The sequence below is a fragment of the Streptomyces sp. GQFP genome, assembly GCF_021545335.1.
GTDB lineage: Bacteria > Actinomycetota > Actinomycetes > Streptomycetales > Streptomycetaceae > Streptomyces.
In genome coordinates this window covers 8,102,139-8,127,452 of sequence record NZ_CP089312.1, presented here as the reverse complement: position 1 = coordinate 8,127,452, position 25,314 = coordinate 8,102,139, and the positions used below count along the sequence as shown (strand labels likewise).

23 protein-coding genes are annotated in these 25,314 nt (G+C 70.9%); 7 read left to right on the top strand and 16 right to left on the bottom strand.

The genetic code is table 11. From position 1 onward, the window contains the following. Positions 1 to 2: 2 nt before the first annotated feature. Positions 3 to 1,187: a serine hydrolase domain-containing protein gene (locus LUX31_RS36590; protein ID WP_235479597.1), complete on the bottom strand. Its 1,185-nt coding sequence runs from the start codon at positions 1,185 to 1,187 to the stop codon at positions 3 to 5. After that, complete coding sequence (locus LUX31_RS36585; RefSeq protein ID WP_235479596.1) at positions 1,139 to 2,455, bottom strand: multidrug effflux MFS transporter; 1,317 nt, start codon at positions 2,453 to 2,455, stop codon at positions 1,139 to 1,141. Before LUX31_RS36585 ends, LUX31_RS36590 begins: the two co-directional genes overlap by 49 nt. Positions 2,456 to 2,559: 104 nt before the next feature. Here LUX31_RS36585 and LUX31_RS36580 point away from each other — a divergent pair, with 104 nt between their 5' ends. The 4 genes from LUX31_RS36580 to LUX31_RS36565 all read left to right on the top strand — a co-directional run bounded on the left by LUX31_RS36580 (position 2,560) and on the right by LUX31_RS36565 (position 7,039). After that, positions 2,560 to 3,564, top strand: a complete 1,005-nt coding sequence (locus LUX31_RS36580) for a Gfo/Idh/MocA family protein (RefSeq protein WP_235479595.1) — start codon at positions 2,560 to 2,562, stop codon at positions 3,562 to 3,564. Then, positions 3,561 to 4,322, top strand: a complete 762-nt coding sequence (locus LUX31_RS36575; RefSeq protein ID WP_235479594.1) for an SDR family oxidoreductase — start codon at positions 3,561 to 3,563, stop codon at positions 4,320 to 4,322. The genes LUX31_RS36580 and LUX31_RS36575 overlap by 4 nt, the downstream gene beginning before the upstream one ends. A 449-nt stretch (positions 4,323 to 4,771) precedes the next feature. After that, positions 4,772 to 6,271, top strand: coding sequence for an ABC transporter permease (locus LUX31_RS36570; RefSeq protein WP_235479593.1), 1,500 nt, complete (start codon positions 4,772 to 4,774; stop codon positions 6,269 to 6,271). A gap of 78 nt (positions 6,272 to 6,349) precedes the next feature. Beyond that, positions 6,350 to 7,039, top strand: a complete 690-nt coding sequence (locus LUX31_RS36565; RefSeq protein WP_235479592.1) for an ABC transporter ATP-binding protein — start codon at positions 6,350 to 6,352, stop codon at positions 7,037 to 7,039. A gap of 99 nt (positions 7,040 to 7,138) precedes the next feature. On the opposite strand, the gene LUX31_RS36560 is transcribed toward LUX31_RS36565, so the two are convergent. The 10 genes from LUX31_RS36560 to LUX31_RS36515 all read right to left on the bottom strand — a co-directional run bounded on the left by LUX31_RS36560 (position 7,139) and on the right by LUX31_RS36515 (position 17,157). Next, complete coding sequence (locus tag LUX31_RS36560; protein ID WP_235479591.1) at positions 7,139 to 8,143, bottom strand: aldo/keto reductase; 1,005 nt, start codon at positions 8,141 to 8,143, stop codon at positions 7,139 to 7,141. Positions 8,144 to 8,201: 58 nt separating this feature from the next. Then, entirely contained in the window at positions 8,202 to 8,525 is a 324-nt protein-coding gene (locus LUX31_RS36555) for a nuclear transport factor 2 family protein (RefSeq protein ID WP_235479590.1), read from the bottom strand. 232 nt (positions 8,526 to 8,757) lie between these two features. Further along, positions 8,758 to 10,254 carry an NADase-type glycan-binding domain-containing protein gene (locus LUX31_RS36550; protein WP_235479589.1) on the bottom strand — a complete coding sequence of 499 codons (1,497 nt, stop codon included), beginning with the start codon at positions 10,252 to 10,254 and terminating at the stop codon, positions 8,758 to 8,760. Further along, the gene (locus LUX31_RS36545; protein ID WP_235479588.1) at positions 10,251 to 10,808 is read right to left on the bottom strand and encodes a phage tail protein; all 558 of its coding nucleotides are present in this window, start codon (positions 10,806 to 10,808) and stop codon (positions 10,251 to 10,253) included. The genes LUX31_RS36550 and LUX31_RS36545 overlap by 4 nt, the downstream gene beginning before the upstream one ends. A 31-nt stretch (positions 10,809 to 10,839) precedes the next feature. Beyond that, positions 10,840 to 12,801 carry a putative baseplate assembly protein gene (locus tag LUX31_RS36540; RefSeq protein WP_235479587.1) on the bottom strand — a complete coding sequence of 654 codons (1,962 nt, stop codon included), beginning with the start codon at positions 12,799 to 12,801 and terminating at the stop codon, positions 10,840 to 10,842. A gap of 6 nt (positions 12,802 to 12,807) precedes the next feature. Continuing rightward, a complete protein-coding gene (locus LUX31_RS36535; protein ID WP_235479586.1) occupies positions 12,808 to 13,296 on the bottom strand; it encodes a GPW/gp25 family protein in 489 nt (162 codons plus the stop codon). Between the two features lie 37 nt (positions 13,297 to 13,333). Continuing rightward, the gene (locus tag LUX31_RS36530) at positions 13,334 to 15,238 is read right to left on the bottom strand and encodes a VgrG-related protein (protein ID WP_235479585.1); all 1,905 of its coding nucleotides are present in this window, start codon (positions 15,236 to 15,238) and stop codon (positions 13,334 to 13,336) included. Continuing rightward, the gene (locus tag LUX31_RS36525; protein ID WP_235479584.1) at positions 15,238 to 15,972 is read right to left on the bottom strand and encodes a CIS tube protein; all 735 of its coding nucleotides are present in this window, start codon (positions 15,970 to 15,972) and stop codon (positions 15,238 to 15,240) included. Before LUX31_RS36525 ends, LUX31_RS36530 begins: the two co-directional genes overlap by 1 nt. A 29-nt stretch (positions 15,973 to 16,001) precedes the next feature. Continuing rightward, positions 16,002 to 16,427 carry a phage tail protein gene (locus LUX31_RS36520; protein WP_235479583.1) on the bottom strand — a complete coding sequence of 142 codons (426 nt, stop codon included), beginning with the start codon at positions 16,425 to 16,427 and terminating at the stop codon, positions 16,002 to 16,004. Positions 16,428 to 16,485: 58 nt separating this feature from the next. Further along, positions 16,486 to 17,157 (bottom strand): extensin, encoded by a 672-nt coding sequence (locus tag LUX31_RS36515; protein WP_235479582.1) that lies wholly within the window; start codon positions 17,155 to 17,157, stop codon positions 16,486 to 16,488. Between the two features lie 352 nt (positions 17,158 to 17,509). On the opposite strand from LUX31_RS36515, the gene LUX31_RS36510 reads away from it, so the two are divergent. Next, on the top strand, positions 17,510 to 18,034 hold the full coding sequence (locus tag LUX31_RS36510) for a hypothetical protein (RefSeq protein WP_235479581.1): 525 nt from the start codon (positions 17,510 to 17,512) through the stop codon (positions 18,032 to 18,034). Between the two features lie 216 nt (positions 18,035 to 18,250). Then, complete coding sequence (locus LUX31_RS36505) at positions 18,251 to 19,081, top strand: hypothetical protein (protein ID WP_235479580.1); 831 nt, start codon at positions 18,251 to 18,253, stop codon at positions 19,079 to 19,081. A 1,094-nt stretch (positions 19,082 to 20,175) separates the two neighbouring features. On the opposite strand, the gene LUX31_RS36500 is transcribed toward LUX31_RS36505, so the two are convergent. The 4 genes from LUX31_RS36500 to LUX31_RS36485 all read right to left on the bottom strand — a co-directional run bounded on the left by LUX31_RS36500 (position 20,176) and on the right by LUX31_RS36485 (position 22,927). Continuing rightward, positions 20,176 to 20,334: a DUF6760 family protein gene (locus tag LUX31_RS36500; protein WP_235479579.1), complete on the bottom strand. Its 159-nt coding sequence runs from the start codon at positions 20,332 to 20,334 to the stop codon at positions 20,176 to 20,178. Beyond that, positions 20,331 to 20,813, bottom strand: coding sequence for a hypothetical protein (locus LUX31_RS36495; RefSeq protein WP_235479578.1), 483 nt, complete (start codon positions 20,811 to 20,813; stop codon positions 20,331 to 20,333). The genes LUX31_RS36500 and LUX31_RS36495 overlap by 4 nt, the downstream gene beginning before the upstream one ends. Then, on the bottom strand, positions 20,813 to 21,256 hold the full coding sequence (locus LUX31_RS36490; protein WP_235479577.1) for a phage tail protein: 444 nt from the start codon (positions 21,254 to 21,256) through the stop codon (positions 20,813 to 20,815). Before LUX31_RS36490 ends, LUX31_RS36495 begins: the two co-directional genes overlap by 1 nt. 84 nt (positions 21,257 to 21,340) lie before the next feature. After that, positions 21,341 to 22,927 carry a phage tail sheath subtilisin-like domain-containing protein gene (locus LUX31_RS36485; protein ID WP_235479576.1) on the bottom strand — a complete coding sequence of 529 codons (1,587 nt, stop codon included), beginning with the start codon at positions 22,925 to 22,927 and terminating at the stop codon, positions 21,341 to 21,343. Between the two features lie 257 nt (positions 22,928 to 23,184). Here LUX31_RS36485 and LUX31_RS36480 point away from each other — a divergent pair, with 257 nt between their 5' ends. Continuing rightward, the gene (locus LUX31_RS36480; protein WP_235479575.1) at positions 23,185 to 25,311 is read left to right on the top strand and encodes an eCIS core domain-containing protein; all 2,127 of its coding nucleotides are present in this window, start codon (positions 23,185 to 23,187) and stop codon (positions 25,309 to 25,311) included. The last annotated feature ends 3 nt before the right edge of the window (positions 25,312 to 25,314 follow it).

Here is a 25,314-nt window from a genome sequence, read left to right as displayed (position 1 = left end):
CCTCACCTCCCCCGCACCCCCCGAGCCACCCGATCCCCCACCCCCGCCCTCGGCCCGTTCCCCACCCGCCCCCAACTCCGCTTCGGATGCACGGCGTTGGCGAGCAGTACCACGAACGTGTCCGTGGCCCGGTCCAGGACCAGGGACGTGCCGGTGAAGCCCGTATGGCCCGCCGCTCCCCTGCCCGCCAACTCCCCCATAAACCATGGCTGGTCGACCGCGAAGCCCAGGCCCGGCGGCGTCAGCAGCAGCTCCACATAGTCCGGACCCAGGATGCGCGCCGGGCCGTAGGCGCCGCCGGCCAACAGGCAGCGGCTGAAGACCGCCAGGTCGTGGGCCGTGGAGAACAGGCCCGCGTGGCCCGCCACGCCACCCAGTGCCCACGCGTTCTCGTCGTGGACCTCGCCCCGTACCATCCCCCGTTCCGCCTTGGCCCACGGTCTGCGCTGGTCCTCGGTCGCCGCCGCGTCGGGGCAGGGGCCGAAGTCGGTCGCCGTCATGCCGAGGGGGCGGGTGATGCCCTCGTGGATCAGGACGTCCAGCGTGCGGCCCGTGATGCGCTCCAGGACGTACTGGAGGAGAAGCATGTTCAGGTCGGAGTAGAGGTAGGCGCCCGGCCTTGACGACGGGGCCTCCGCTCTCAGCAGTGCCTTGCGCGCCGCGTCGTCCGGGCAGTCGTACAGCGGGAGTTCGGGGCGCAGGCCCGAGGTGTGGGTCAGTAGCTGGCGGACGGTGATGTCGTGTTCGGCCGCCGCCGTGAAGTCCGGCAGGTACGCGGCCACCCTCGCGTCCATGCCCAGCGTGCCGCGCTCCAGCTGCTGCACCGCCGCCACCGCCGTGAAGAGCTTCGTCAGGGAGGCCAGGTCGAAGGGGGTCGACATCGTTGCCGGGGTCCTGGCCTCCGGCGGGAGTTCCACTCCCGTGTCCGTGCGCTCGTCGTACGACGCGTACCGCACCGCCCAGCCCGCCGCCTCCCGCACCGCGATCACCGGGCCGCGGCCGACGATCACCACCGCGGCCGACGCCCAGGGGCGCTCGCCGGTCGTGAGGGCGCGTACCTCTCGTACGAGGTGACGCATCTCCTCGGGGTCGAGGCCGGCCCGTTCCGGGGTGTCGACGCGCAGTCTCGGTGCGGCGCTCAGCTCTCCGCTCCCTCCAGGGTCGTACGTCCGTTCCAAGGACGGCACATTCCCACGAAGCAGCCGACCGCCACCAGTGCCGCCGCCAGTTGGACGACGGCCATCGGGACGGCGGTGTCCTCCCCAGCGATGCCCACCAACGGGGAGGCGACCGCGCCGATCAGGAAGGAGGTGGTGCCCAGGAGGGCTGATGCGGCGCCTGCCGAGTGGCGTGTTCGCAGCAGGGCCAGCGTCTGGGTGTTGGGCATCGCCAGGCCCATCGCCGACATCAGGACGAAGAGCGCCGCCGACACCGGGAGCAGGCCCACCTCGCCGAAGACGCCCGTCGCCATCAGCAGGAGCGCCGTAGCCGAGAGGGTGATGACGGCCAGGCCCACCGCCAGCACCTTGTCCATCGACACCCGGCCGACCAGCACCTTGCCGTTGATCTGGCCGACGATCACCAGCCCGATCGAGTTCACGCCGAACAGCAGGCTGAACGTCTGCGGGGAGGCGCCGTAGATCTCCTGGATCACGAAGGGGGACGCGGCGATGTACGCGAACAGCGCCGCGAAGGCGAAGCCGCCCGTCAGGACGTAGCCGGTGAAGACCCGGTCCGCGAGCAGGGTGCGCATCGAGCGCAGGGCCTCGCCGACCCCGCCGCTGTGCCGGTCCGCCGGGTCGAGGGTCTCGGGGAGGCGGAACCAGACCAGCACCGCCAGCGCGATCCCGACCACCGTGAGGACGGCGAACACACCCCGCCAGTCCGTCACGCGCAGGATCTGGCCGCCGATGAGCGGCGCGACGATCGGGGCCACGCCCGAGATCAACATCAGGGTGGAGAAGAAGCGGGCCATGGCGTCGCCGTCGTACAGGTCCCGTACGACCGTCCGCGCGATCACTATCCCGGCCGAGCCCGCCAGCCCCTGGACCAGCCGGAAGGCGACCAGGAACTCCAGGCTGGGGGCGATCCCGCACAGGACGGTGGCCACTACGTACACCACCAGGCCCGCGAGGAGGGGGCGGCGGCGGCCCCAGCGGTCGCTCATCGGGCCGATCAGGAGCTGGCCGAGGGCCATGCCCGCCAGGCACGCGGTGAGGGTCAGCTGGACGCTCGCGGCGGGCGCGTTCAGCGAGGTCGTGACCTCGGGGAGGGACGGGAGGTACATGTCCATCGCCAGCGGGGGCGTCGCCGTCAGCCCGCCGAGGATGAAGGTGACGAGGAGGCCGGTACGCCGGAGGGAGCGGGTGGGGCGGGAGGTGGGTGCGGATACCGGTATGGGTATGTCTCCGAGAGCACTTTTCTCGTCCCCCGCCGTTCGGCCGCGCTCGGGCATGCGCCCCTCCCTTTTCCAGTAATCCGCCACCTATGCTCTCAGCTCGTACACGCTGTTCGTACAGCGTGTTCGAGGTCACACAGATCACAGAACTAGGGGCTGGCATGTCGGCTGAGCGCGTGCGGTGGGGAATTCTGGCTACGGGAGGGATCGCGGCCGCGATGGCCGCGGATCTGGTGGACCTGCCGGACGCGGAACTCGTGGCGGTCGCCTCCCGCTCGGAGGCCTCCGCGAAGGCGTTCGCGGAACGGTTCGGGATCCCCCGGGCCTACGGCGACTGGGCGTCGCTGGCCGAGGACACCGACGTGGACGTGGTGTACGTCGCCACTCCGCACTCGGCGCACCGGGCCGCCGCCGGCCTGTGTCTGGAGGCCGGGCGGAACGTGCTGTGCGAGAAGGCGTTCACGCTGAACGTGCGGGAGGCGGAGGAGCTGGTCGCGCTGGCGAAAGAGCGCGGCGCCTTCCTGATGGAGGGCATGTGGACCTACTGCAACCCGGTCATACGGCGGCTGAAGGAGCTCGTCGACGGCGGGGCGATCGGTGAGGTGCGGACCATTCAGGCCGACTTCGGGCTTGAAGGGCCCTTCCCGCCCTCGCACCGGCTGCGTGATCCGGCGCAGGGCGGCGGGGCGCTGCTCGACCTGGGGGTCTACCCGGTGTCGTTCGCTCATCTGCTGCTCGGGGAGCCGGACGGCATCTCGGCGAGAGCAGTGCTCTCCGCAGAGAGCGTCGATCTCCAGACGGGAGCGCTGCTCTCCTGGGAGAGCGGTGCTCTCGCTTCGGTGCACTGCTCCATCGTCGGCGGTACGTCCACCAGCGCGTCGGTCACCGGTTCGAAGGGCCGGATCGACGTACCCGGCGGGTTCTTCTTCGCGGACCGGTTCGTCCTGCACCGCGACGGCCGTGACCCCGAGGAGTTCGTCGCGGCCCCGGACCACGGCGCGCGCAACAGCTTCCGGCACGAGGCCACCGAGGTGATGCGTGCCCTGCGGGCCGGCGAGACCGAGTCCCCGCTCGTCCCGCTCGCCGGCACCCTCGCCGTCATGCGGACGATGGACACCATCCGGGAGCAGATCGGCGTGCGCTACCCCGGCGAGGCCCGCCGATGACGGCCGGGGAGCAGGCGAGGATCGCGGTCGTCACCGGCGCCGGTTCCGGGATCGGGCGCGCCGTCGCCCTCGAACTGCTCGGCGCAGGCTGGTCGGTGGCGCTCACGGGACGCCGTACCGAGCGGCTGGAGGAGACGGCGGCGCTCGCGCCGGACGGTGACTCTCTCGTCGTACGGGCCGATGTGGCCCAACCCGACGACGTGGCCGCCCTGTTCACGGCCGTGCGGGAGCGGTTCGGGCGGCTCGACCTGCTGTTCAACAACGCGGGGACGTTCGGTCCCGGCGGGGTGGCGTTCGAGGACCTGGAGTACGAGGCGTGGCGGCACGTCGTCGACACCAACCTCAACGGGGCGTTCCTGTGCGCGCAGGCGGCGTACCGGCAGCTGAAGGAGCAGGATCCGCAGGGCGGCCGGATCATCAACAACGGGTCGATCTCCGCGCACACACCCCGGCCGCACTCGGCGCCGTACACCGCGACCAAGCACGCGCTGACCGGCCTGACCAAGGCGTTGGCGCTGGACGGACGGCCGTACCGGATCGCGGTGTCGCAGATCGACATCGGGAACGCGGCGACGGACATGACCGCGCGAATGCAAACGGGCGCTCTGCAGGCGAACGGTGAGGTGGCGCCTGAGCCCGTCATGGACGTGGCTGACGTGGCGCGCACCGTACGGCACATGGCGGAGCTGCCGTTGGAGGCAAATGTGCAGTTCGCTACGGTTCTGGCGACGACGATGCCGTATGCGGGGCGCGGCTGAGCGGCACCCACGCACATGTTCGAAGTATCAACCTGCACAAGTGGAATTGATTGCTCCGTAGCGTTCGGGCCGGTCGCAGGCATATGCTCGACACGCCTTCTCCATCAGAGCTTCACACTTGATGCTCTGAGGTTCCGGTAGTACGCACAGCACGACGCGGTACGAAACGGACCACACCGAGGGGGGAAGGCGACAGCCGCTCCATGGCGCATCCGGGTGGGGGTGGACCTCGCGTGGGACCGCGGGGTACGCACCGGGTCATGGGGCGGCTGTCGTGTGCTCGGGCACATGAACACCACGGAAAACGGGCCGCGCGCCTTAATTGTTCGTGAGTGTTTCGGCCCCGATTTCTCAGTCCCCCCACATCAATTACCCAGTTCTCCACAAAGGTTCGTCCCTAGCTTGTGGCAGCGCCCACATGGGGCGCCAAGAACCTTTTGAGGAACGGGATGTTTGGCATCTATCTCAAGCGCGAGCTGAGCCGGCGCAAGAAGGCGGCTCTGGTCATCGCCATGGGTCTGGCGCTCGGTATCGCGCTGGTCATCACCGTCAACTCGGTGTCGGCCGGCATGCAGCAGGCACAGGAAAAGGTCCTGCAGTCGCTCTACGGCCTCGGCACCGACATGACGGTCACCAAGGCCAGGACGGCACCGACCGGCAACAACCAGTCGGACAGACCGAACTTCGAGTTCGACGCCAGCTCGAACGACTCGGACGACACCCAGAGCAGCGACCGCGTGACGACCCAGGGCGGACAGACCCTGAAGTCGGCGCTGGTCACCAAGGTCGCCGACCAGAAGGGCGTCTCGGCGGCGGTGGGCGCGCTGAGCCTCAACGTCACCAAGGTCGACGGCTCCTTCACCCAGGGCGAGGCGCAGACCGACACCTCGTCGTCGTCGGGTTCCTCGTCCTCCGGCCAGCAGGGCGGCCCCGGCGGCGGCCAGGGCGGCAACTCCGGCAGCACCGCTCCGCCGCAGGTGCAGGGTGGCGGCGCCTCGTTCGACGTCAACTCCTACTCCGTCATGGGCATCGACGTGACGAACCAGGAGCTGGGCCCGCTGGCCACCACGACGATCACCAGCGGCAAGACGTTCACGACGGCGCAGGCCAACGCGAAGGTCGCGGTGCTCAGCAAGTCGTACGCCAAGGAGAACAAGTACACGGTCGGCAAGACCCTCACGATCTCCGGTACGAAGTACACGATCATCGGCATCGCGACGCCCGAGAGCAGCGAGTCCACGACCGACGTCTACCTGCCGCTCAAGCAGGCGCAGACCCTCGGCGACTCCGCGAACCTGGTCAGCACGATCTACGTCCAGGCGACCGACTCGAAGCAGATCGACACCGTCAAGTCGACGATCCAGAAGAACATCTCGGGTACGACCGTCACGACCTCCGCCGACCTCGCGGAGACCGTCTCCGGCTCCCTCTCCACGGCCTCCAACCTCGCGACCAGCGTCGGCAAGTGGCTGTCCATCGCGGTCCTCGCGGCGGCGTTCCTGGTGGCCGCGCTGCTCACCTCCTCGGCCGTGTCCCGCCGGGTACGTGAGTTCGGCACGCTGAAGGCGCTGGGCTGGCCCTCGCGCAAGGTGACCCGGCAGGTCGTCGGCGAGTCCGTCGTGAACGGTCTGATCGGCGGCGTGCTCGGCATCGGCCTCGGCCTCGCGGCGGCGTACGCGGTGACCGCGGTCAGCCCGAAGCTGACCGCGCAGCTCGGCAACACGGGCGGCGGCGGTGGCGGCATGGGTGGCGGCCCCGGTGGCGGTGGCGGCCCGGGTCAGCAGTCCGCGGCCAACACGATGGAGATCGCCCTCTCGGCGCCGGTCTCCCTCACCACGATCGCGCTCGCGGCGGGCCTCGCCATCACCGGTGGTCTGATCGCCGGGGCGATGGGCGGCTGGCGGGCATCCCGGATGCGGCCCGCGGACGCGCTGCGCAGCGTGTCGTAACCCCTGCCCCGCTTCACAACTCCCCAACTCCCCCAACTCCCCCAACTCGCCCAATTCCCGTACGTCACGGAGTCGTTCATGTACAAGCTCACCGGTGTCACCAAGAGATACACGCGGGGCAAGGAGACGGTGGAGGCGCTGCGCGGCATCGACCTCGTCATCGAGGACGGCGACCAGCTCGTCATCCAGGGTCCCACCGGCGGCGGCAAGTCCACCCTCCTGCAGATGATCGGCGGCCTGGACCGGCCGACCGAGGGCAGTGTCGAGCTGGACGGTGCCGACCTCGGCTCGATCAGCGAGGCCAAGCTGACCCGGCTGCGCGCCGAGAAGATCGGCATCATCTTCCAGGCGTTCAACCTCATCCCGACGCTCACCGCGCAGGAGAACGTCGAGACGGCCCTCGTACCGCTCGGCGTGAAGCCCGCCGAGCGGCGCGAGCGGGCGGCCGAGGCGCTGAGCTCGGTCGGTCTCGGGGACCGGCTGTCCCACGCGCCGACCGAGCTGTCCGGTGGTCAGCAGCAGCGCGTCGCCATCGCGCGGGCGCTGGTGAAGAAGCCGAAGGTGTTGCTCGCGGACGAGCCCACGGGGAACCTCGACGAGGGGACGCGGGACGACATCATGGCGCTGCTGGAAGGGTTGTGGCGGGAGCATGGGTTGACGTTCATCATGGTTACGCATGACTCGTCGATTGCGCGTCGGGCTCCGCGGGTGGCGACCATCAAGGCGGGTCAGTTGACTGTTACTGAGCAGGATCAGTACGTCAGTTAGGTAGTTCTTTGGCTGCGGGGCCGGTGGGGGCTTGTCGCGCCCTCGCGGCGGAGCCGCATATAGACACAGCCCCGCGCCCCTAAAAGCAGGTTGGGTCGCTCACCGTTCCAATAGTTGGTTGATCTCAGTCAGCTGGCCTGGGGTGAGCGGCCCTTTCTGCATTGCGGCGGCGTTTTCCTCTGCCTGTGCCACTGAGCGGAAGCCGGGGATGGGGATGGTGTGGGGGCTGCGGGCCCAGAGCCAGGCCAGGGCGCCCTGGGCGAGGGTGCGGTTGTTGCTGGTGAGGATTGAGCGGAGTCCGTCGACCTGGGCCAGCCAGTCCGGGTCGGCGCCTGTGCCGGGGGTGAAGCCCGGGAGCCAGGCGGGCGGTGCGTTGCGGATGTCCCCGGCCTCCAGGGTCTGGCCTGCGGTCCGCTTGCCCGTCAGCAACCCCATGGCCAGCGGGCTGCGGTTGATGCTGGCGAGCCCCAACCCCTCGCAGAGTGCGAGCATTTCGGGGGCGTCCTGTATGACGTTGAGGCAGTGCTGTACGGCGGCGCAGTGCGGGCCCTGGGCGAAGAGGGCGGCGCGGGCCGGGTCGTCGGTGCTCCAGGCGTAGGCGCGGATGAGCCCCTCGGCCACCAACTCCTCGCAGACGTCCCGGAGTTGGGCTGCCGCGTCCAAGTCGCCCTCGGACAGGTGAAGTTGGTACAGGTCGACGTAGTCGGTGCCGAGGCGGGCGAGGGAGGCGGTGAGGGCGCGGCGGACGTACTCGGGGCTGTCGTCCTGGCCGTCGGCTATGCGCGTCCGCTCGTCGAAGAGGTTGCCCCACTTGGTGGCGACCACGACGTCCGTACGGTGCTTGCCGAGGGCCCGGCCGAGGACGCGCTCGCTGTGGCCGGTGCCGTAGACGTCGGCCGTGTCGAAGAAGGTGACGCCGAGGTCGAGGGCGCGCCGGACCGCCCGTACGGACTCGTCGTCGTCGACCTTGCCCCAGCCGAGGGGCTGTCCGTCGGGCGCGGCCCACTCACCGCCGATGGCCCAGCAGCCGAAGCCGAGGGGGCTGACCTCTATGCCGGTGCGGCCGAGGGTGCGGGGGTGCGCGAAGGTCTCCGTGATCTCCATGCCTGGAGACGTTAGGGGTTGGAGTCCACTTCAGCGCAAGGGGGTGGGCGTACGGGTGTCAGGCCTGGCCCGTCTCGAAGCGCAGGATGCGGCCGTCGTCGACCGTGAAGGTCCACTTGGTGCGCATCTCGCCCCAGGTGTCGTTGCTGTAGTTGGCGACGAGGACGCGGCCTCCCCTGGACTCGTTGGCTACGTCCATGTGGCCGTGGGAGGAGAAGATCTCGCGCTCGGTCCAGTCGGCGAGGTCACGGTCCGAGCCGTCGTCGGACATGGTCGCGTCCGGGGCCAGGACGGCCTGGAAGGCCTCGCGGTCGTGGGCGTTCACGGCGCTGACGAAGGCCCGGACGGCCGGGTCGCTGAGCTTGGCGGTCTGAATCGTCATGCGGGCCAGACTGGCACCGCGGTCGGGCGGCCGCCACCCGAAGGGTCATTCGTCCTCGGGGGCTCCGCCCCCGAACCCCCGCTCCTCAAACTCCCCCAGAGGGGGGACCCCCAAGCGGCTGAGATATCCAGCCCGTCCGGCGTTTGAGGACGAGGCCGTTCAGGCCGATAGCGGGGGTCTGGGGGCGCAGCCCCCAGGGATGGGACGGGTAGGGGCGGCGGGGGCGAAAACCCTACGACGCGCTCGCGTTCGACCGCCCGAAGAACTCGATCTCCGCGATGGCCACCTGCTTCTCGGCGGACGCCGCATGCGCGGAACGGAGTACGAACCGCACCGCAGTCACCGACCCCACCCGGAACGCCCGGCTCTGCGGCCCCGCGCCCTGGTCGAGCGTAAGGACACGCGTCGTCTTCGTCCCGTCAGCCATGGTGATCTCCGCATCGATCCGCTTCGGCAGCGCCGACTCGGTGATCGTCTCGGCACGCGCCGAGACACCCGGAGTGATCATGACGTTCAGCAGCCGGGTCGGCTCGGTGAAGCGCACCTCGATCCACTCCCCCTCGCCCGACTGGGCGACCCCGGGCCCCCACCAGGTGTTGCTCCGCTTGTCGAAGAGCAGTTCGGGCTTGTGCCCCGGGTAGGAGCGCGAGGCGGTCACCTTGTCCGGGTCCACCGGCGCCCGCTTGGCGAAGTGGTCGCGTACGCCGTTCACCGCGTCGCCGACGTTCATGATCGCCACGATCACCAGGGTCAGCACCAGCGCGCCGACCACCCAGTTCAGGACGCGCCCGAAGCCCCGGCGCAGGCGCGGACGGTCCCCCGCCCACGGCGTCTCACCGTTGCGCAGGTCGAGCAGCCGGCGCCACCACGGCCGCCGCAGAGCGGGCTGGTCGGGGCCATGGCCCGACATGGGCATGGCGCAGCGCACGCAGAAGTGCCGGTCGGGCATGTTCGGCGTGGCGCACCAGGGGCACGGCAGGCCGCCCTGTACGCCGGGATCCCGGCCCGGGGCCCGGACCTGCGGCCGGTCGGCGACCGGGCGACCGGGCAGCACCGGCGCGACGGACGGCTCCGGGACGGCCCGGGGTTCGGGGTCGGACACCGGCACGAGGAGAGACCTGACACGGGCGGCGGTGTCGTCCGAAGAGTCCGGACCGGGGACAGGGCCCCCAACGGGCTCAGCAGGCACCGCAGGCACCGCAGGCTGAGGCAGGGTGTCGTCATCGGCGCCCTCCAGACCCTCCGGCCGCCCGTCCTGGCCTTCGCCGAGCCGCTGATCCAGCCGTTCATCCAGCCGCTCCGGCCGCCCGTCCGGGCGTTCACCAAGCCGCTGATCCAACCGCTCGTCCAATCTCTCCAGCCGTTCGCCCAGCCGCTCCAGCCGCTCGTCCGCCCTCTCCGACTCTTCCTCCGCCCGGGCCGGCTCCCTACGAGGTGCCCCGGCGTCACCGGGCCCCGGGCTGAAGAACGCGTCCCGACCGGGTGCGGGGGCCGTGGACGCCCCGCCGCTCGCCGACCGGGCCTCCTCACGACGCGTACCCGCCGTACCCGCCACGCCCGCCGCGCCCGCCGTGCCCGCGGACTCCCCCGCCGGCACGGCTACCGGATCGGCGCCACCCCGGGGCGCGTTCTCCCGCTCCGACCAGCTCAGCACCGCCCCGCAGGCGTCGCAGAAGGACTGGCCGGGCTCCGCCCGTGTTCCGCATTCGGCGCAGCTCTGGCTGGTCATCTTTCCGGGGTCCTTTCGGCGGCGGTCACCTTGACCGTGTAGGGCATGTGGGCGGGTCGGGCCGCGGCCACGAGGCTGTCGAGCCGGTGTTCGTCCGCGGGTGTCGGGTCGGGCAGCCGCAGGGTGACCCGCAGATGGGGGCGGGGGTCGCCGGGGACGGGGCCGAGGGGGCGGGCGTGCCAGGTGGCGGCGCCGCTCTCGGTGATCTCCGGGGTCACGCCGAAGGCGAGCCGTACGGCCTCGGACAGGCCTCGTACGGTGCCACGTATCCGGTGCAGATACGCGGCGGCGGCGACGGCCGCGCGCAGCCGGTCCTCCGGTTCGGTGCCGTCGATCTCGGCGCCGACCCAGCCGCCGAGCCAGGTGGTGAAGTCGAGCGGGGCCAGGGACGGCGTGAAGTAGGAGTCCATGCAGTCCAGGGCGTTGTGGATCGGGGCGATGACGTCGTCCAGGCCGCCGACGAAGCGTTGCGCCAGGTCGTCGTCGGCGAAGACCGCCGGGAGCATCGCGCCGATGGGCGCGGAGGAGCCGAGTCCGTCGATGGAGCCTCTCAACGGGTCCTCCCCGAGCGCTGGTTGGCTGTGCTCATGCGCCGTCCCCGATCACACGCACCCGGTGATCGAAGGAGAACACCAGGGACGGCGGGGCGAGATCGATCCGGTTCGTCGCCTCGCCGCGCTTGCCGGTGAGCGGGTCGGCCGGGTGCAGCTGCACCTCGTCGACCAGCTCGACTCCGGGTACGCGCTGCAGGACCGCGAAGACCTCGCCGGACTGCACGGGACGTCCGAAGGGCCAGCCCTTGCCGTCGGTGCCCCCGGTGAGCGGGTCGAGGTGGCGGTAGAGGGCGTCGTGCGCCTGCCGCCGTACACGGTCCGTGTCGACGCCCCGGAAGGCGTGCACGGTCGCGACCACCGTGACGCCCTGGTAGAAGGGCGGGCCGACCGCCAACCGCGTCCCGATCAGGCGTCGTTCGTCGAGGTGGCGGGTGATGCGCTGCAACAACGCATCACCCGGGACGAGTTGTTCGAAGCGCAGGCGTCCGCCGGGGTCGGGGACCGCCTGCGGTACCACCAACACCCGTACCGCGTACGCCCCGTGCTCGCCCTCCTCCCCCTCCAGGCAGGTGATGCGGGCGGTCTCCGGGGCGGCTCGGCGGGCCAGCTCCTCGTAGTCCCGGAGCGTGACCGCACGTTCCTGGGCGCGCAGGGTGATCGGCGCCCGGACCTTCGCCTCCTCGACGGTCTCGCCGTCGACCCCGCCCCGCGCGGCCTCCCGGTTGATCACCTCGGAGACGTACGGGATCGAGCTGCGCAGCACCTGGACCGCGCCCCGGGCGACGTTGCCGGCTCTGCCGCCGCCGGTGCGGTAGCGGCGGGCGCGCAGGACCGCGCCCTTGGGCGGGACGGCTCCGTACTGGCGCAGGGTGCCGTCGGGTTCGCGGACGGCGGGGCCGAAGGCGATCTCGCCGGTCGCGGCGTCGAGGGTGAGATGGCGGTCGTCGGGGGCGGAGGCGGAGAAGTGCGGGACGACCTGCCAGTCCGTCCAGCCTTCCGGTCCTGCGGCGGACTGGAGGAGCAGGGGCGGGTCGTCGCCGACGACGGGCGCGTTGGCCAGGCGGAGGCGTTGGCCGGGCAGGCCTGTGGACTCGCCGAGGGCCTCGTCGTACACGGTGTCGGCGTGGATGGCGCGGGTGGTGCCGCCCATGGTGAAGGCCTCGGCCGAGCGGATGGTGGGTGAAGTGGTGTAAAAAGGCTGGTTCTTGAGGGGGTCGGTGACCCGGCAGCGCAGCCAGCCGGCCTCCCGGCCGCCGGTGCGGGAGAGGGTGTGGCCGCCGGGGATGTGCAGGATGACCTCGCCGGGGCGGTTGAGGCCGCCGGTGCCGTCGCGGTCGACCTCGCAGGCCACCCAGCCGTCCTCGGTCCACGCCTCCCACAGCAGCGGCGGCTGGCGCGGGTCGACGCCGACGCCGTCGACGCGGCTGTCGAGGTCGAGGGCGATCGCGCAGTGCGGTACGGCCGCGCTGAGCCCGAACAGCATGCAGTCGCCGGGGCTCGGGGCCTCGGCGAAGCACAGCACGTCCTTGCCCTCGGTGAGGTCGGCGGTCCGGTCGGCGACGGGCACGCCGTTGTTCTGCACGACCAGGTGTCCCAACTCGCAGGGCACGATGGCGAGTTCGCGTTCCGTGGCGAAGACGACGGCCTCCTCGCTCTCGGTGCGGAGCGTGGCCGCCTCGGTGCCCGACGGCAGCAGCACGGTCTCCTCCTGGGGCGCCGACAACCAGAACGTCACGTCCGTGCGGGCCGCCGAGGGCGGGAAGAGGGTGATGCCGACGAGGTCGAGGAAGGCGAGATGGTTCTTCTCCGGGACGCGGTTGAGGCGGTAGACGATCTGGTCCGCCATGTGCGCGACCGTCTCCACGAGGGTGACGCCGGGGTCGGAGACGTTGTGGTCGGTCCACTCCGGGGCGCGCTGCTGGATGTAACGCTTGGCGTCGTCGACGAACTGCTGGAAGCGGCGGTCGTCAAGGTTCGGGGAAGGCAGGGCCATCGGTGATCAGCGGTCGCTTTCAAAGGAGTTGCCCAGATCGCCGGAGCCACCGAAGCCACCGGGGCCACCGGGGCCACCTGAGTCACCGGACGCGTCGGGCTCCTCGTGGGAGGGGATGACGTAGAAGGGGAAGACAAGGCTGCGCGGGTTGTTGGTGCCCCGGATCGAGTAGCGGACGTCGATGAACAGCACGCCCTGTTCGGCACCGGCGGTGACCTCGACGTCGTCGACCTCGATGCGCGGCTCCCAGCGGTCGAGGCTGGAGTACACCTCGTGCTGGATCCGCCCGGCGGTGGCCTCGTTGACCGGCGCGAACACCAAGTCATGGATGGCGCAGCCGAATTCGGGCCGCATCGGGCGTTCCCCGGGCGCGGTCGCGAGGACGAGCCGGATGGCCTCCTCGACCTCCCGCTCCCCGCTGACGAGGGCGATGCCCCCGGTGGGCCCGATACGCAACGGGAACGCCCACCCGGAACCGACGAACTGCTCGGCCATTTCCGGCCCACCTGCCTCACTGAATCGGTCGCGGCCCTTACGGGATCGGATACGGCTTGTTGTTGACCATCACCAGGCCGTTGAGCATGAGGGAGACGGCCCGAATACCCACGTTGGCAACGGAGTTGATCTGTACCGTGCCGGCCGTACTGATGGTCGCGGCGCCGGCCGCCTTGAGGCTGAGGGCGCCGAGCGCGTCCACGTTGACCGCGCCGCCGAGCGACTTGAGACTGACGATGCCGCGGCCCTGGAGGTTGAGGATGCCGCCGCTCCTGATGTTGATGGCCCGGCGGGCGCTCAGCGTCAGATCGGTACCGGCCTCCACGGACACCGAGGTACCACCGCTGATGCTGACGGCTCCCTTGCTGTCCACGGTGATCTCGGTCTTGGTGCGGTCGAGATTGATGGTCAGCCGGTCGTTGCCACTGGCGATGCGCACGCCCTGCTTTCGGGCGCCGGTCTGCTGGCTGAGCAGGTCGACCCGGTTGCCTTCCCGGTCGGACAGGGTGTGCCGGATGGCCTTCTTCTTGAGCGGGTCGTGCAGCCACACGTCCTTGACGACGGTCGGCTTGTCCCGCCCGTTGTAGAGCCCGCCGACGACGAAGGGATGGTCAAGTGCCCCTCGATCGAAGGCGACCAGCACCTCGTCACCGACATCGAGCGGAAAGATCCCGCCGCCACCTTTCCCGCCCATCTGTACAACTCGCGTCCAGTCACTCACGTACGCGTCGTCCAGCCACGGGAACTGAAGCTTCACCCGCCCCTGTTTCAGGGGGTCCTGTACGTCCGTGACCAGCGCGTTGGCCACGCCGGGCAGCCGGGGTGCGGTGGTCGCGGCGCCGCCGGAGGCGAGGCCGAACAGGGAGCGCCACTGGCGTCCGCTGACCGTCACGAGGGTCTCGTAGTGGTCGCCGTCGCCGAAGACGTGCCGTACGGAGGTGCAGGTGTACTTGCCCTCGAAGGGCTTGCCGACGTCGGCCAGGGTCACCGGAACCCCGGGTCGCAGTTTCGGGTTCCCCCGCACGGTGACCTCCAGCTCGGCGAAGGAGGAGGTGACGTCGTCGGCGAGGGCGCCGGCCGCGAACTTGACCTCGGACTGACGGTCGTAGGGCGTGTCGGTCTCGACGAGCACGCCCGCCTTGAAGGGCGCGGAGGCCTTCTTCGGGGTGGTGCCGATGCCGATGAGCGGGGTGGTGGCGGCGGGCGAGGTCGCGGTGAGCTTCTTCTTCGTCGTCACGTCCCAGCCGCGCGCCTCGACCTTGGCGATCTGGTCGGCGGAGGTGACGGCGGCCCGGCAGCGCAGGACGTCCGTACCGGCCTCCAGCACGAACGGGCTCTTCTCACCCGGGGTGCTGACCGGCGGCGCTCCGGACGCCGGATCGGGTGTAAGAAACTGGAACTTCCCTTTCTGGTCAAGGGACATGACCATCTCGTTCTCGTCGGCGAGCCGCGCGAGAAAGTCCCAGTCGGTGATGTTGGCCTGGCTGATGAACTCGTAGACGGTCTTGGTGGCCTGGATCTTCCCGACCTGAACTCCCGCCGTGGCGACGACCTTTCGGGCGATGTCGGAGGCGGTCTGGTTGCGGTATGCGGCGACTCTGCGCTGCCGCATCAGCCGGTGCCCGGGGTCGTAGCCACGGATCACGGTGAAGGTGCCGGTGCCGTCGTAGTCGGTCTCCATACCGGTGACCTCGCCCGTGATCAGCGGGTCCGCGGCGCCCTTCCCGGCGGCAACGGGCGCCAGGACGACGGGAGTTCCGAAGTCGACGCCGAGCTTGCCGAGGACGAGGTGGTAGGGGTCGCGGAAGGTCAGCCGGAAGGCCCCGGGCACACCCGCGCCCAGATCGACCCACCCACCGACAAGCAGGGAGGCGATGTCGTCGGGCAGCTTGGCGCCCCCGATCTTGACGCTCATGAGGCTGGAGAAGGCGATCTGGACCATCAGGCGCCCACCTCCTCGGCGGCCGGCAGGATGAGTTCGAGCCCGTTCGGCAGCCGGTTCGGGTCGTCGATGCCGTTCAGCTGGGCGATGGCCCGCCAGGCGCTCGCGTCCCCGTACTCCCGCCAGGCCAGCGACTGCAAGGAGTCCCCGGCGACGACCCGGTGCACGCGCTGCGCGGTGAGCGCGCCCGAGGTCGGGTTCTGCCCCTTGGTCTGGCTGGGAATCTCGTGCAGATGCACCTGGCAGGTGGCCCGGATGGGCACACCGGTAGTCCCGAAGAGGGTGTAGGTGGCGTCCACGGAACTGACGTACGCGGTGAACCGGGCGGTGGAGAACGACCCCCACTCGAACACGACCCACGGCGTCGACGACTGATTCGCGGCGATGCTCTTCGCGGTCGTCTCACAGCACGAGAACAGCGCCTCGACCTTCTTCAGCACGCTGTTGCTGCTCGGCTCGTCGGAGGAGTCGAGGAAGATCTCGACGGTCATCTCGCGCGGCAACGGCCCCAGGAACTCCGGCAGCGAGCCGTCCCGGACGGCCGCGGTGGGAGTGGTCTTCCACTGGGCGCGCCGACTGAGCGACAGCTGGGAGGGGTTGAAGTCGAAGCTGAAGTTCTTGATGAGCCCGCCGGGTGTGGTGCTGTAGCCGATCGGCGGCTCGTGAATGGCCAACGTGGCCCGCACCAGGCTCTTCCCGGCACCGCCCTTGCCACCCTTGCTTCCCTTAGCCATGTGGTTCCTGCCTCTTCCCGTCCGCTCGCTCAGTCCGTGAAGCCGTGGTGGGTGATCTCCAGGACCTCCGTGGCCACGCTCGGGTTCGCGGGGTCCAGGGAGGGGCCCTGCCAGCTCACGGGCAGTACGTCGATCAGCCCCCAGCGCGCCACCTCCGAACCGTCGGCGCGCAGCGCGGCGATCTGGGCGGTGGGCCGGGTAACTCCCGTGGTCACACTGGAGATCCAGGCGGCGACCTTGGAGGTGTCCGGCGTCAGCGGCCGGGTCAGCCGGATGTTCGAGAACGTCACCCGCGACGGAAGCGCCCACACGAACCCGTTGTTGCCGCCCTCCTGGTGGTGCTCGATCTCCACCGCGGACGACAGGCCCTCGCACCCGTTGAAGTAACCGAGGCTCTCGCCGTCGATGGTGAGGGTGAAGAAGATCGTGGAGCCCGGGTCGGTATCGGTGGACATGGGGGCCTTTCAACGGGCTTGTCGTCGGCGGGAGTTGAGGGAGGTGCGTGTCAGTCAGTCAGTGACGGGGGTCGCGCAGCTTCCCGATGCGCTCACGGTCGAGACGCAGTTCGGTACGGACCTTGCGGGTGACCCTGTCGATCAGCCGGTGGGTGAGTTCGTCGAGCTGGTGGTCGTCCAGGTCCTTCGCGTCGAAGGGGGGCGGGGGCTTTGCCCCCGACTGGGTCTGGGACTGGGACTGGGACTGGCTCTGGGACTGGGTTCGGGCTGTGGGTGGCGGGGGCGGTGGTGTCTTGGGGGTGTTTCGGGGTGCGGCCCTGCGCTGGATGCGGACGGCTGCGGGTACGGGGGCCGCTGCGGGCGCGCTGTTCGTGATCGGCGGGCGCGGCGGGGCCGGGGGCGTGGGGTGCGTGCGCTGTACGGGGGTACTGGCGCCGGCGGTGCCGTGCGCGACCGGGGGCGGCGGCAGGGGCACGGGGGCGTGTCCGAGGGGGGTGGCTGTCGGATGCCCGGGGGTGGGTGCAGTGGTGGGTGCGGGGCGCCTCAGGAGTACGGCCTTGGGGGCGACGGGGAGGGCCCGGGGGGTGCCTGTCGCGGCGGGGGTGGCGGTCGGGTGCCCGGGGGTGGGTGCGGTGGTGGGTGCGGTGGTGGCTGCGGGGCGCCTCAGGGGTACGGCCTTGGGGGCGACGGGGAGGGCCTGCGGGGTTCCTGTCGCGACGGGGGATGGCACGGGGACCGTTGTGGTCAGGGGGTGGGCGGAGGAGAGGGCGCGCTGGATTCGGGGTGGGGCGGGGCGTACTGGGGGTACGGCGGCGTGGCGGGTGGGGGCTGCCGGGGGTACTGGCGGTACGGGATGTGCGGGGGGTTCGTTCGGGGTGGGGAAGGTCGGCGTGGGTGCCTTGATGGTGCTGGGTGCTTCAACTCCCTTGGCCAGTGAGGGAGTTGAGGGTGCCGGAAGTGTGGTGACGGCGCGCTGAACGGGCGTTCCGGGTACGGGCATCGGTACCGGTGTCGATGTTCGCATCGGTACCGGTGTCGATGTCCGCATCGGTATCGCGGGGGCGCCGACGCTGGATCCGGGGATGCCGGGGGCCGTCGGATGGACACGCCTCGCCAAGGGGGTCGCGTCCGCGGGCGGTGCGGAGAGCGGTGCGCCCAGGGAGGTACGGCGGCGGGGCGCGGGCGGTGCTGGGGTGGTGGGCGTGGGCTGGGCCGCGCTCCGGGTCTCGGCCGCGGGGGTTCGCTGGATCGGGGCGGCCAGTCCGGCCAGGGGCCTGGTCTGGGGGTGCGGAACCGGGGTGGGGGTCGCCGCCGGGTTCGCGGGGGCGGTGGTGCGCGGTGCCTGCGCCTGGGCTGAAGCCGGGGGTGCGCCGCGGGTGCTGCCGGGGGCGGCAACGCGCTGGGTACTGGGTGCTGTGGGGTCTGTTGTCCGGGCTGCGGAAGTGCGCGCCGGGGAGGGCGAGTTGGCGGCCCGCATGGTGTTGGCAAGGGGCGCCTGCCGGACCGGGGTGCCGACCGCCGGGGCCGGGGGCGCGGGAGCGGTGACCGGCATCGCCGAGGCCGGGTTGGCGGCTCGCGTGCCAACCTCGGCAGAGGACGCCTGTTGAACCGGCGTGCCGGACGCCGGGGCCGGGGGCGCGGGAGCGGTGACCGGCATCGCCGAGGCCGGGTTGGCGGCTCGCGTGCCAACCTCGGCAGAGGACGCCAGTTGAACCGGCGTGCCGGACGCCGGGGCCTGAGGCGCGGGAGCGGTGACCGGCATCGCCGAGGCCGGGTTGGCGGCTCGCGTGCCAACGTCGACAGAGGACACCTGTTGAACCGGCGTGCCGGACGCCGGGGCCGGGGGTGCGGAAAAGGCGACCGAGGGCGCGGGGGTCGCGGCCTGGGCCGCAGAGGGCGTGACCGGCAACGAGGAGGCAGGGGTGGCGGCTCGTGCGACCACGTCGGCAGAGGACGTCTGTCGAATCGGGGTGCCGGACGCCGGGGTCGGGGTCGGGGTCGGGGTCGGGGAAGTGGCGACCGGGATCGCAGGGGTGATCGCCGACCCCGTCGAGGCGGCGGCCCGTTGCACAGGAGTCGGGTTCGATCCCACAGGGGCCGAGTTGGATGCCGCAGAGGGCCCAACCAGTCCCGGAGGCCCGGCAGTTGGGCTCGCAGGCGTGGCGACGACGGGGCGTGCTGGTGCGATGCCCCGTGCGACGGCAGGGGTCGTCGACGTTCCCGAAGAGGCGGATCCGGGGCTTGGCGGTGCGGCGACCGGGCGTACCGGGGCAGCCGTTGGCCCCGCCGGCTCCGTGTCCCTCTGCACCACCGGCGGTGCAACCGGCACAGGCACCCGGGAGTTCGGCGCGGAACCCCGAGATACCAGGGGTGCGTCAACCGGCCTTGCTGGAGCGCCGGTTGATGCCGTCGAGCCGGTCGATGTCTGTACAACGGCCGCGCTCGACGCCGTGGCGGCGGGCGCCGGACCCGACGACGTCACTGCGGGACGCCCCGCAGCGGCAGCTGACGCCACCGGCCCGGTGCCGGGCACCGGGCCAGGGGAAGTGGTCGCCGGCCCCGCCGAAGCAGCGGACCTCTGCACCGCAGCCGGAGCATCGACCGGCCGCGCCGACGCGGCAGCCGCCGCCCCCGGCGCACCGGGGGTCAACTGAACCGACGCGGCGCCCGAACCCGGGGAAGCCGCAGTCGGACGTACAGGAGAAGCGGCTGTGGCCGTCGAGGTGACACCCGGCCCCGACGGAAGCGCAACCGAGTCCGCAGAGGTCGAGACGCCGGCCGAAGCCCCCGGGACGACACCCCGAGACACGGGAACGGCGACCGGAACCTCCGGAGCACCAGCACCCGTACTGCCGCCAGAAATCCCCGTAGGAGTCCCCGCGGCCTGCTTCCTCGCCACCGGCAGGCTCCTCCGCTGCGCCACCGGAGGACCGGAAACCCTGGTCAGCGGCACACCACCGGCCACGGACGAAGGCACGGCACCGGAACCGGCCGTACCCGCACCAGCCTCTCCAGCCACCCCCGGACCAGAAACCGCACCCGCAGAAGACCCCCTACCGGCAACAGGCACCGCCCCGGCGGCCGGACGCCGTTGGACAACCGGCACAGCCCTCGCAACGGGCCGTTGCCCGACAACCGGCGCCCCATCACCAGCAGCCGGAACCGGAGCCGGAGCCGCAGTCGAGCCCGCGCCGGAGGACGCCCCCGCCCCCGAAGGCGACGGCCCGCCCCCCGAACGCCCCACCACCGGCACAACCCGAGGCCCCGCCGCCCGAGCGACCACCCCCGGAAAACTCACCCGCTGAACGGAGGTAGTACCCGCCGCCCCACCAGGAGCGCCCTCCTCCTCCGCCATCGCCAACGGCAGTGACAGTGAAGGCAGTTCAAGCCCCGTGCCCGGACCCCGCGACTCGACGAGCGCCCCCTTCACCAGGCCGCTCGGCGCGTCGTCGAGGACGGCGTGGGAGAGGGTTCCGGTGAAGGAGGGGTTCTGCCAGGTCGTGAGCCGGGCGGCGAACCCCGCGTCGGCGACCCCCGGGCGGCCGACGGTGGTCGCGCGCTGGATCGGCGGCAGCGCGGACCACCCGGCCGACGGAACACGAGCCCCGGAACCGGACGAAACGCCCTCGGTCCCGGACTCGCTCCCGCCGTCAACTCCCCCATCAACTTCCGTATCAACTTGCGTATCAGGGAGGGAACTTGCGGCCCCCCGACGACGTGACCTCAACCGCCCGACGATGCCCACGCCTCACCCCTCGCCCGCGGCGCGCGTGACGAGGGCCGCGATCTGGTCCGTGTAACGGCGCCGGTCGCGGTGTTCGAGGTCGAGGATCTCGTCCATGCTCCAGTGGAAGTGGTAGGCGACGTACGCGATCTCCTCGTACAGCCGGTCGGTCGCGTACGTCACGATTCCCCCAGGCGGCTCCCGCCGAGTTCGACCTCGAAGGGCTGCTCGCAGTGCGGGCAGGTCACCCCGGCGCGGGTGTGTCCCTCGGCGTTGATCTGCCGGTAGAAGTCCTGGAGGAAGGCGAGGTCGGAGGCGAACATGTTCTCCACCACGCCGTCGTGGACGAGCGGCAGCGAGCCGAGCCGGGTGATGACCCGGCCGAGCAGGACCACCGACAGATACGCCGGGTTCTCCTGGACGCGCATGTCCCGCAGGGGGATCAGCTCGTCCCGGGCCGTGGCCAGCCGCATCACACCGTCGCGGTGCACCGTGCCGGCCTCGTCGACGTATCCGCGCGGCAGCTCGAACTCGAACTCGGTGCGCAGCCGTTGGGGGGTGGCGGCGACCTCCGTCGCCGGTGGTGCCGCCTCCGCCCCGAGGGAGGCCGGACCGGGGTCGGCGAGCGCCGCCCCGGCCGGCCTGGGTGCCGTACGACGCATTACTCGATGACCAGTTCTTCGAACGTGATCGTGACCGTCTCCTGCAGCGCGGACGCCTCGCCGGCCTTCACCGTGCTGGTGTCGATCTTGCTGCACCAGGCGTTGCGCATGTTGTAACGCTTGACCGGGTTGTTCTGGTAGTCCATCACCATGATCGTGGCGTTCTTGCGGGCCGTGCCCATCTGACCGGCGACCGACTCGGTGATCCACTGGTTGAAGGCCGAGGACTGGGTCATACCGCGGACGACCGTGCAGGTGCCCGCCTTCTTCACGCCCGGCAGCTTCTTGGTGACGGGCTTGCCCTGGGCGGAGACCTGCTGGTACTCGATGACGTCCTGCTCGATGCTGAGGCCGCTGACCTCGGCGAGATACTCGACCATCACGCCGTCGATCTGCAGGCCGAAATTGTGTGAGGTGAGGGCGTCACCCGGCTGGAGACTCATCTGGCTCTCTTAACTCTCTTGATTCTCGGTAGGTCTGGGGTACTTGACGATCACGACAGGCACGCGCAAAGCCAGAGGGGAGGCCTACTCCTCCAACTCCCCGCTGCCGCCCGAGAACTGGGCCAGCCGGAAGATCACGAACTCGGCGGGCTTGACCGGCGCGATGCCGATCTCGCAGACGACGCGGCCGAGGTCGACCGACTCCGGCGGGTTGGTCTCCTCGTCGCACTTGACGTAGTACGCCTCCTCCGGCCGCTGGCCGAAGAGCGCGCCGCTGCGCCACTCGTTGACGAGGAACGCGGAGACGTTGCGCCGGATCCGGGCCCACAGCTGGTGGTCGTTCGGCTCGAAGACCACCCACTGGGTGCCGATCAGGATCGACTCCTCCAGGTAGTTGAAGTAGCGCCGCACGTTGAGGTAGCGCCACGCCGGGTCGGAGGACATCGTGCGGGCGCCCCAGACGCGGATGCCCCGGCCGGGGAAGGCGCGGATGCAGTTGACGCCGATGGGGTTGAGGAGGTCCTGCTCGCCCCGGGTGATCTGGATCTCCAGGTCCACCGCGCCGCGTACGACCTCGTTGGCGGGCGCCTTGTGCACACCGCGCTCGGAGTCGTTGCGGGCCCAGATGCCGGCGATGTGGCCGCTCGGCGGGATCATGCGGGCCTGGCCGGTGGCCGGGTCGAAGGCCTTGATCCAGGGGTAGTACAGGGCCGCGTACTTGGAGTCGTAGCCGGCCGTCTCCTGGCGCCAGACGCGGATCTGACGGGCGTTCAGACCGGGCGGCGGGTCGATGACGGCGACGCGGTCGCCCATCAGCTCGCAGTGGGCGATCAGACCGAGCTGGACCGCCTTCACCGCCTCCAGGTCGATCGCGCCGCGCTGGTAGGCCGCCATCAGGTCGGGCACCGCGACCATCGAGATCTCGTCGACGGCCTCCAGGCCGCCGAAGCCGGTGCGGTCGGCGGAGTCGCCGAGGTACTCGGCGGGGCCCGCGTGCGCGGCCTCGTCCTCGGCCGCCGCCGGGACGACCGGGGCGGGGGCGGCCGGGGCGGCGAGCGCCACGGTCTGGTTGTCGGGGCGGGCGAGCTGCGCGGCGGGCGCCGACTCCGTCACGGTGATGAGCTTGGAGCGCTCCTTCACCTGCGTGACGACGTAGTTGCGGCCGCCCTTCTTGGCGGTCACGTCGAACGTCTCGACGGGCTTGTCGCCGTCCTTGACGATCAGCTTGAACCGCTCGGCGGGGCCCTCGCCCTCCGGGTCGGCGACCTCGACGCTCAGCGAGCCGCCCGCGATCGCGGTCACGCTGAAGGTGCCGAGCTGCTTCGGCTCACCGGCCGGCAGCGCGGCCCGATCGGCCGCGCCCGCAAGGGACTTGGCGGGCGTGGAGCCGCCGGCCGATCCACCGGGCGCACCCCCGACGCGGACGACGTACGCGGCCGAGCCGCCGTTGTTGAAGAAGCCGTAGACGCTGTGGGCGAGGTAGTAGCCGTCGGTGAAGTCACCGAAGGCAGCGACATACTGCGTCCAGTTGGTCACCAGCGTCGGCTCGTTCAGCGGGCCGGTCGGCGCGAGTCCGACAAAGGCGGCGACCGAGGTGCCCACTCCCTCGATCGGACGCGAGCCGCTGGCCACCTCCTCGACGTATACGCCGGGCGACAGGTAGGACGGCATGCTCTGATCTCCTCGGGGTACGAGACAGGACGTCTGCCAGCTTCACGCGCGCGATCCGTCCACCGGAACGGCCTGCGGTACCTGTCACGGGGCAACTCCCTTGCCCACAAGGGCAGCTCGCACGCCCTTTGGCTCCCGGGCCCCGTGCACCCTGCCCCTACGTTTGCCCCTGCGACTCTCCCGCCGACCTGCCCGCGCCGGTAAGGCTGGGAGATCCACCGGTCGTGGAGCGTCGGGGAGCGGGGAAGAGGAGCAGCGTGCGCGCACAGGACACGCGGGCCGGCGGTGGCGCCGGCCCCGAGAGGGCCCGACGGGCGGCCCCGCCGACTCCCGCGCACCTGTCGGCCCGGAACAGTCCGGCACACCTGTCGGCCGGGGGGCCGGCACACCTGTCGGCCGGGGGCTCCGCCGCCCAGCGGCTGCTGACGCTCCAACGCCTGGCGGGCAACGCCGCCGTGGCGCGGGCCGTCGCCGAGGAACGTCACGAGCACGACGGCAGCTGCGGCCACAGCACGGACGTACAGCGCTCGCCCGATTCCCGGCGGGATGTCCAACGGTCCACCGTGCACGAGGTGTTGCGCTCCGCGGGCCGTCCGCTGGACACGTCGCTGCGGGCCGAGATGGAGGGCCGGTACGGCGGGGAGGACTTCAGCGGGGTACGGGTGCACACCGACGCCGTGGCCCAGCGGTCGGCGGCGGAGATCGGGGCCAAGGCCTACACGTCCGGGTCCCATGTGGTGTGGGACGGCCAGGACAAGCACACCCTGGCCCATGAGTTGCAGCACGTGGTGCAGCAGAGCCGGGGTGCCGTCCCCGGCACGGACGACGGCTCCGGGCTGCGTGTCTCCGACCCCGGGGACTGGGCGGAACGGCAGGCGGAGGACACGGCGCGGAAGGTGATGAGCGGGCCGGCCCCGGTTCAGCGGCGGGCAACGGCCCCCGGCTCGGGCGCCGCCGCCTCGTCACCGGGCCTCGCGGTGCAGCGCAAGGGACAGGAGAAGGTGGGCGGGCGGGTCACCACCGCGGAGCCCGCGCCGGAGCAGTCGGCCGGCGGGAAGCTCACCGCCTGGCTGAAGAAGGGGCCCCCGCCCGTCAATCAGGTGACGGCACCGGTGAGGGCGCTCGTCGCGGAGTACGACAACTCCAGCCGGCGCGGCCCGGAGTGGTGCATGGGGAAGCTGGTCGAGATCCAGACCTTCGCCGGGCCTCTGGTCGGCCAGGGGCGGCCCGTGGACGACACGTACCTGGAGGACGTACTGCAGGCCGTCCGGGCCGAGTTGGACATCGTGGCCCGGCAGAACGAACACGACAGCGGGATGAGCGGCGCCCCCGGCGCCCCCTACAAGGACATGACCGACCGCGGAACCCTGTGGAAGGACGCGCAGTTCCCGGAGTCGACGGTCAACTTCGCCACGGAGGGCTTCAGTTACGTCCGGGAGATGTCCGAGCTGAACCGCGGGGACCTGAAGAAGGAGATCGGCGACCGGAGCCGGGCCTGGGTACGGGACGTATCGGCCAAGCTGGAGGCCCAGTTACGGCAGTCCGTGGTCGCCCACTACTCCCCCAAGGCGCGGATCGACTCGATCAACGACTCCGGCGACCAGCGTCTCAAGTCCAGGACCACGCTCGACAAGGAGCGGGCCGACCAGGGGCTGGAGCCGCTGAAGCAGCACAACACCATGAACGTCGACAAGTTGATGCTCGGCAACGACGGCTTCGTCTTCTTCTACATCGAGCACCCGGGGACCACGGGCCGCAAGTCCCGCTTCGCCGAGGGGCAGGAGGGCGAGGGCAAGGACGAGGCCCGGATCGAGCTGGGGCTGGAGGAGTCCGGGCTGCTGAGCCAGGGCTGGATCATGCTGAGCGACTTCGTCCAGCGCGACTATCCCCAGCTGGTCGCGGACCCCCGGACGCCGCACCTGCCCGTCAGCTCCAAGTCGAAGGACGCCACCGACAAGCACGTGCCGGTGCGCGCGTTCGAGAAGGCCCAGCCCGGCGAAGAGGACTTCATGAACTCGCTGGAGGCCTTCCGGGGCATCCAGGACACCGAATCACGGCAAGCACACACACTGGCCCGGCAGTTCGCGGTCACGGACTCGGCCAACCAGATGGTCTACGGCCCGGAGAAGGTCGTCAAACACCCCGAACTCCTCCACAAGAACATCCTCGCGGGCGCCGACATCATCCCCGGTCTGGTGGACCGGGCGGTGGTCGAGATCACGCGCTTCGAGGTGTCCAACCCGCCCCTGGCGAACCGTATGAAGGACATGAGCGGTGCCGACCTCATGGACTTCCTCTTCCATGCCCTGCTGCGGCCCCAGGCGATGATCCCCAACACGGTCGACCTCTCGGCGGCAAAGATCACCTACAAAACCGGGACGTGAACA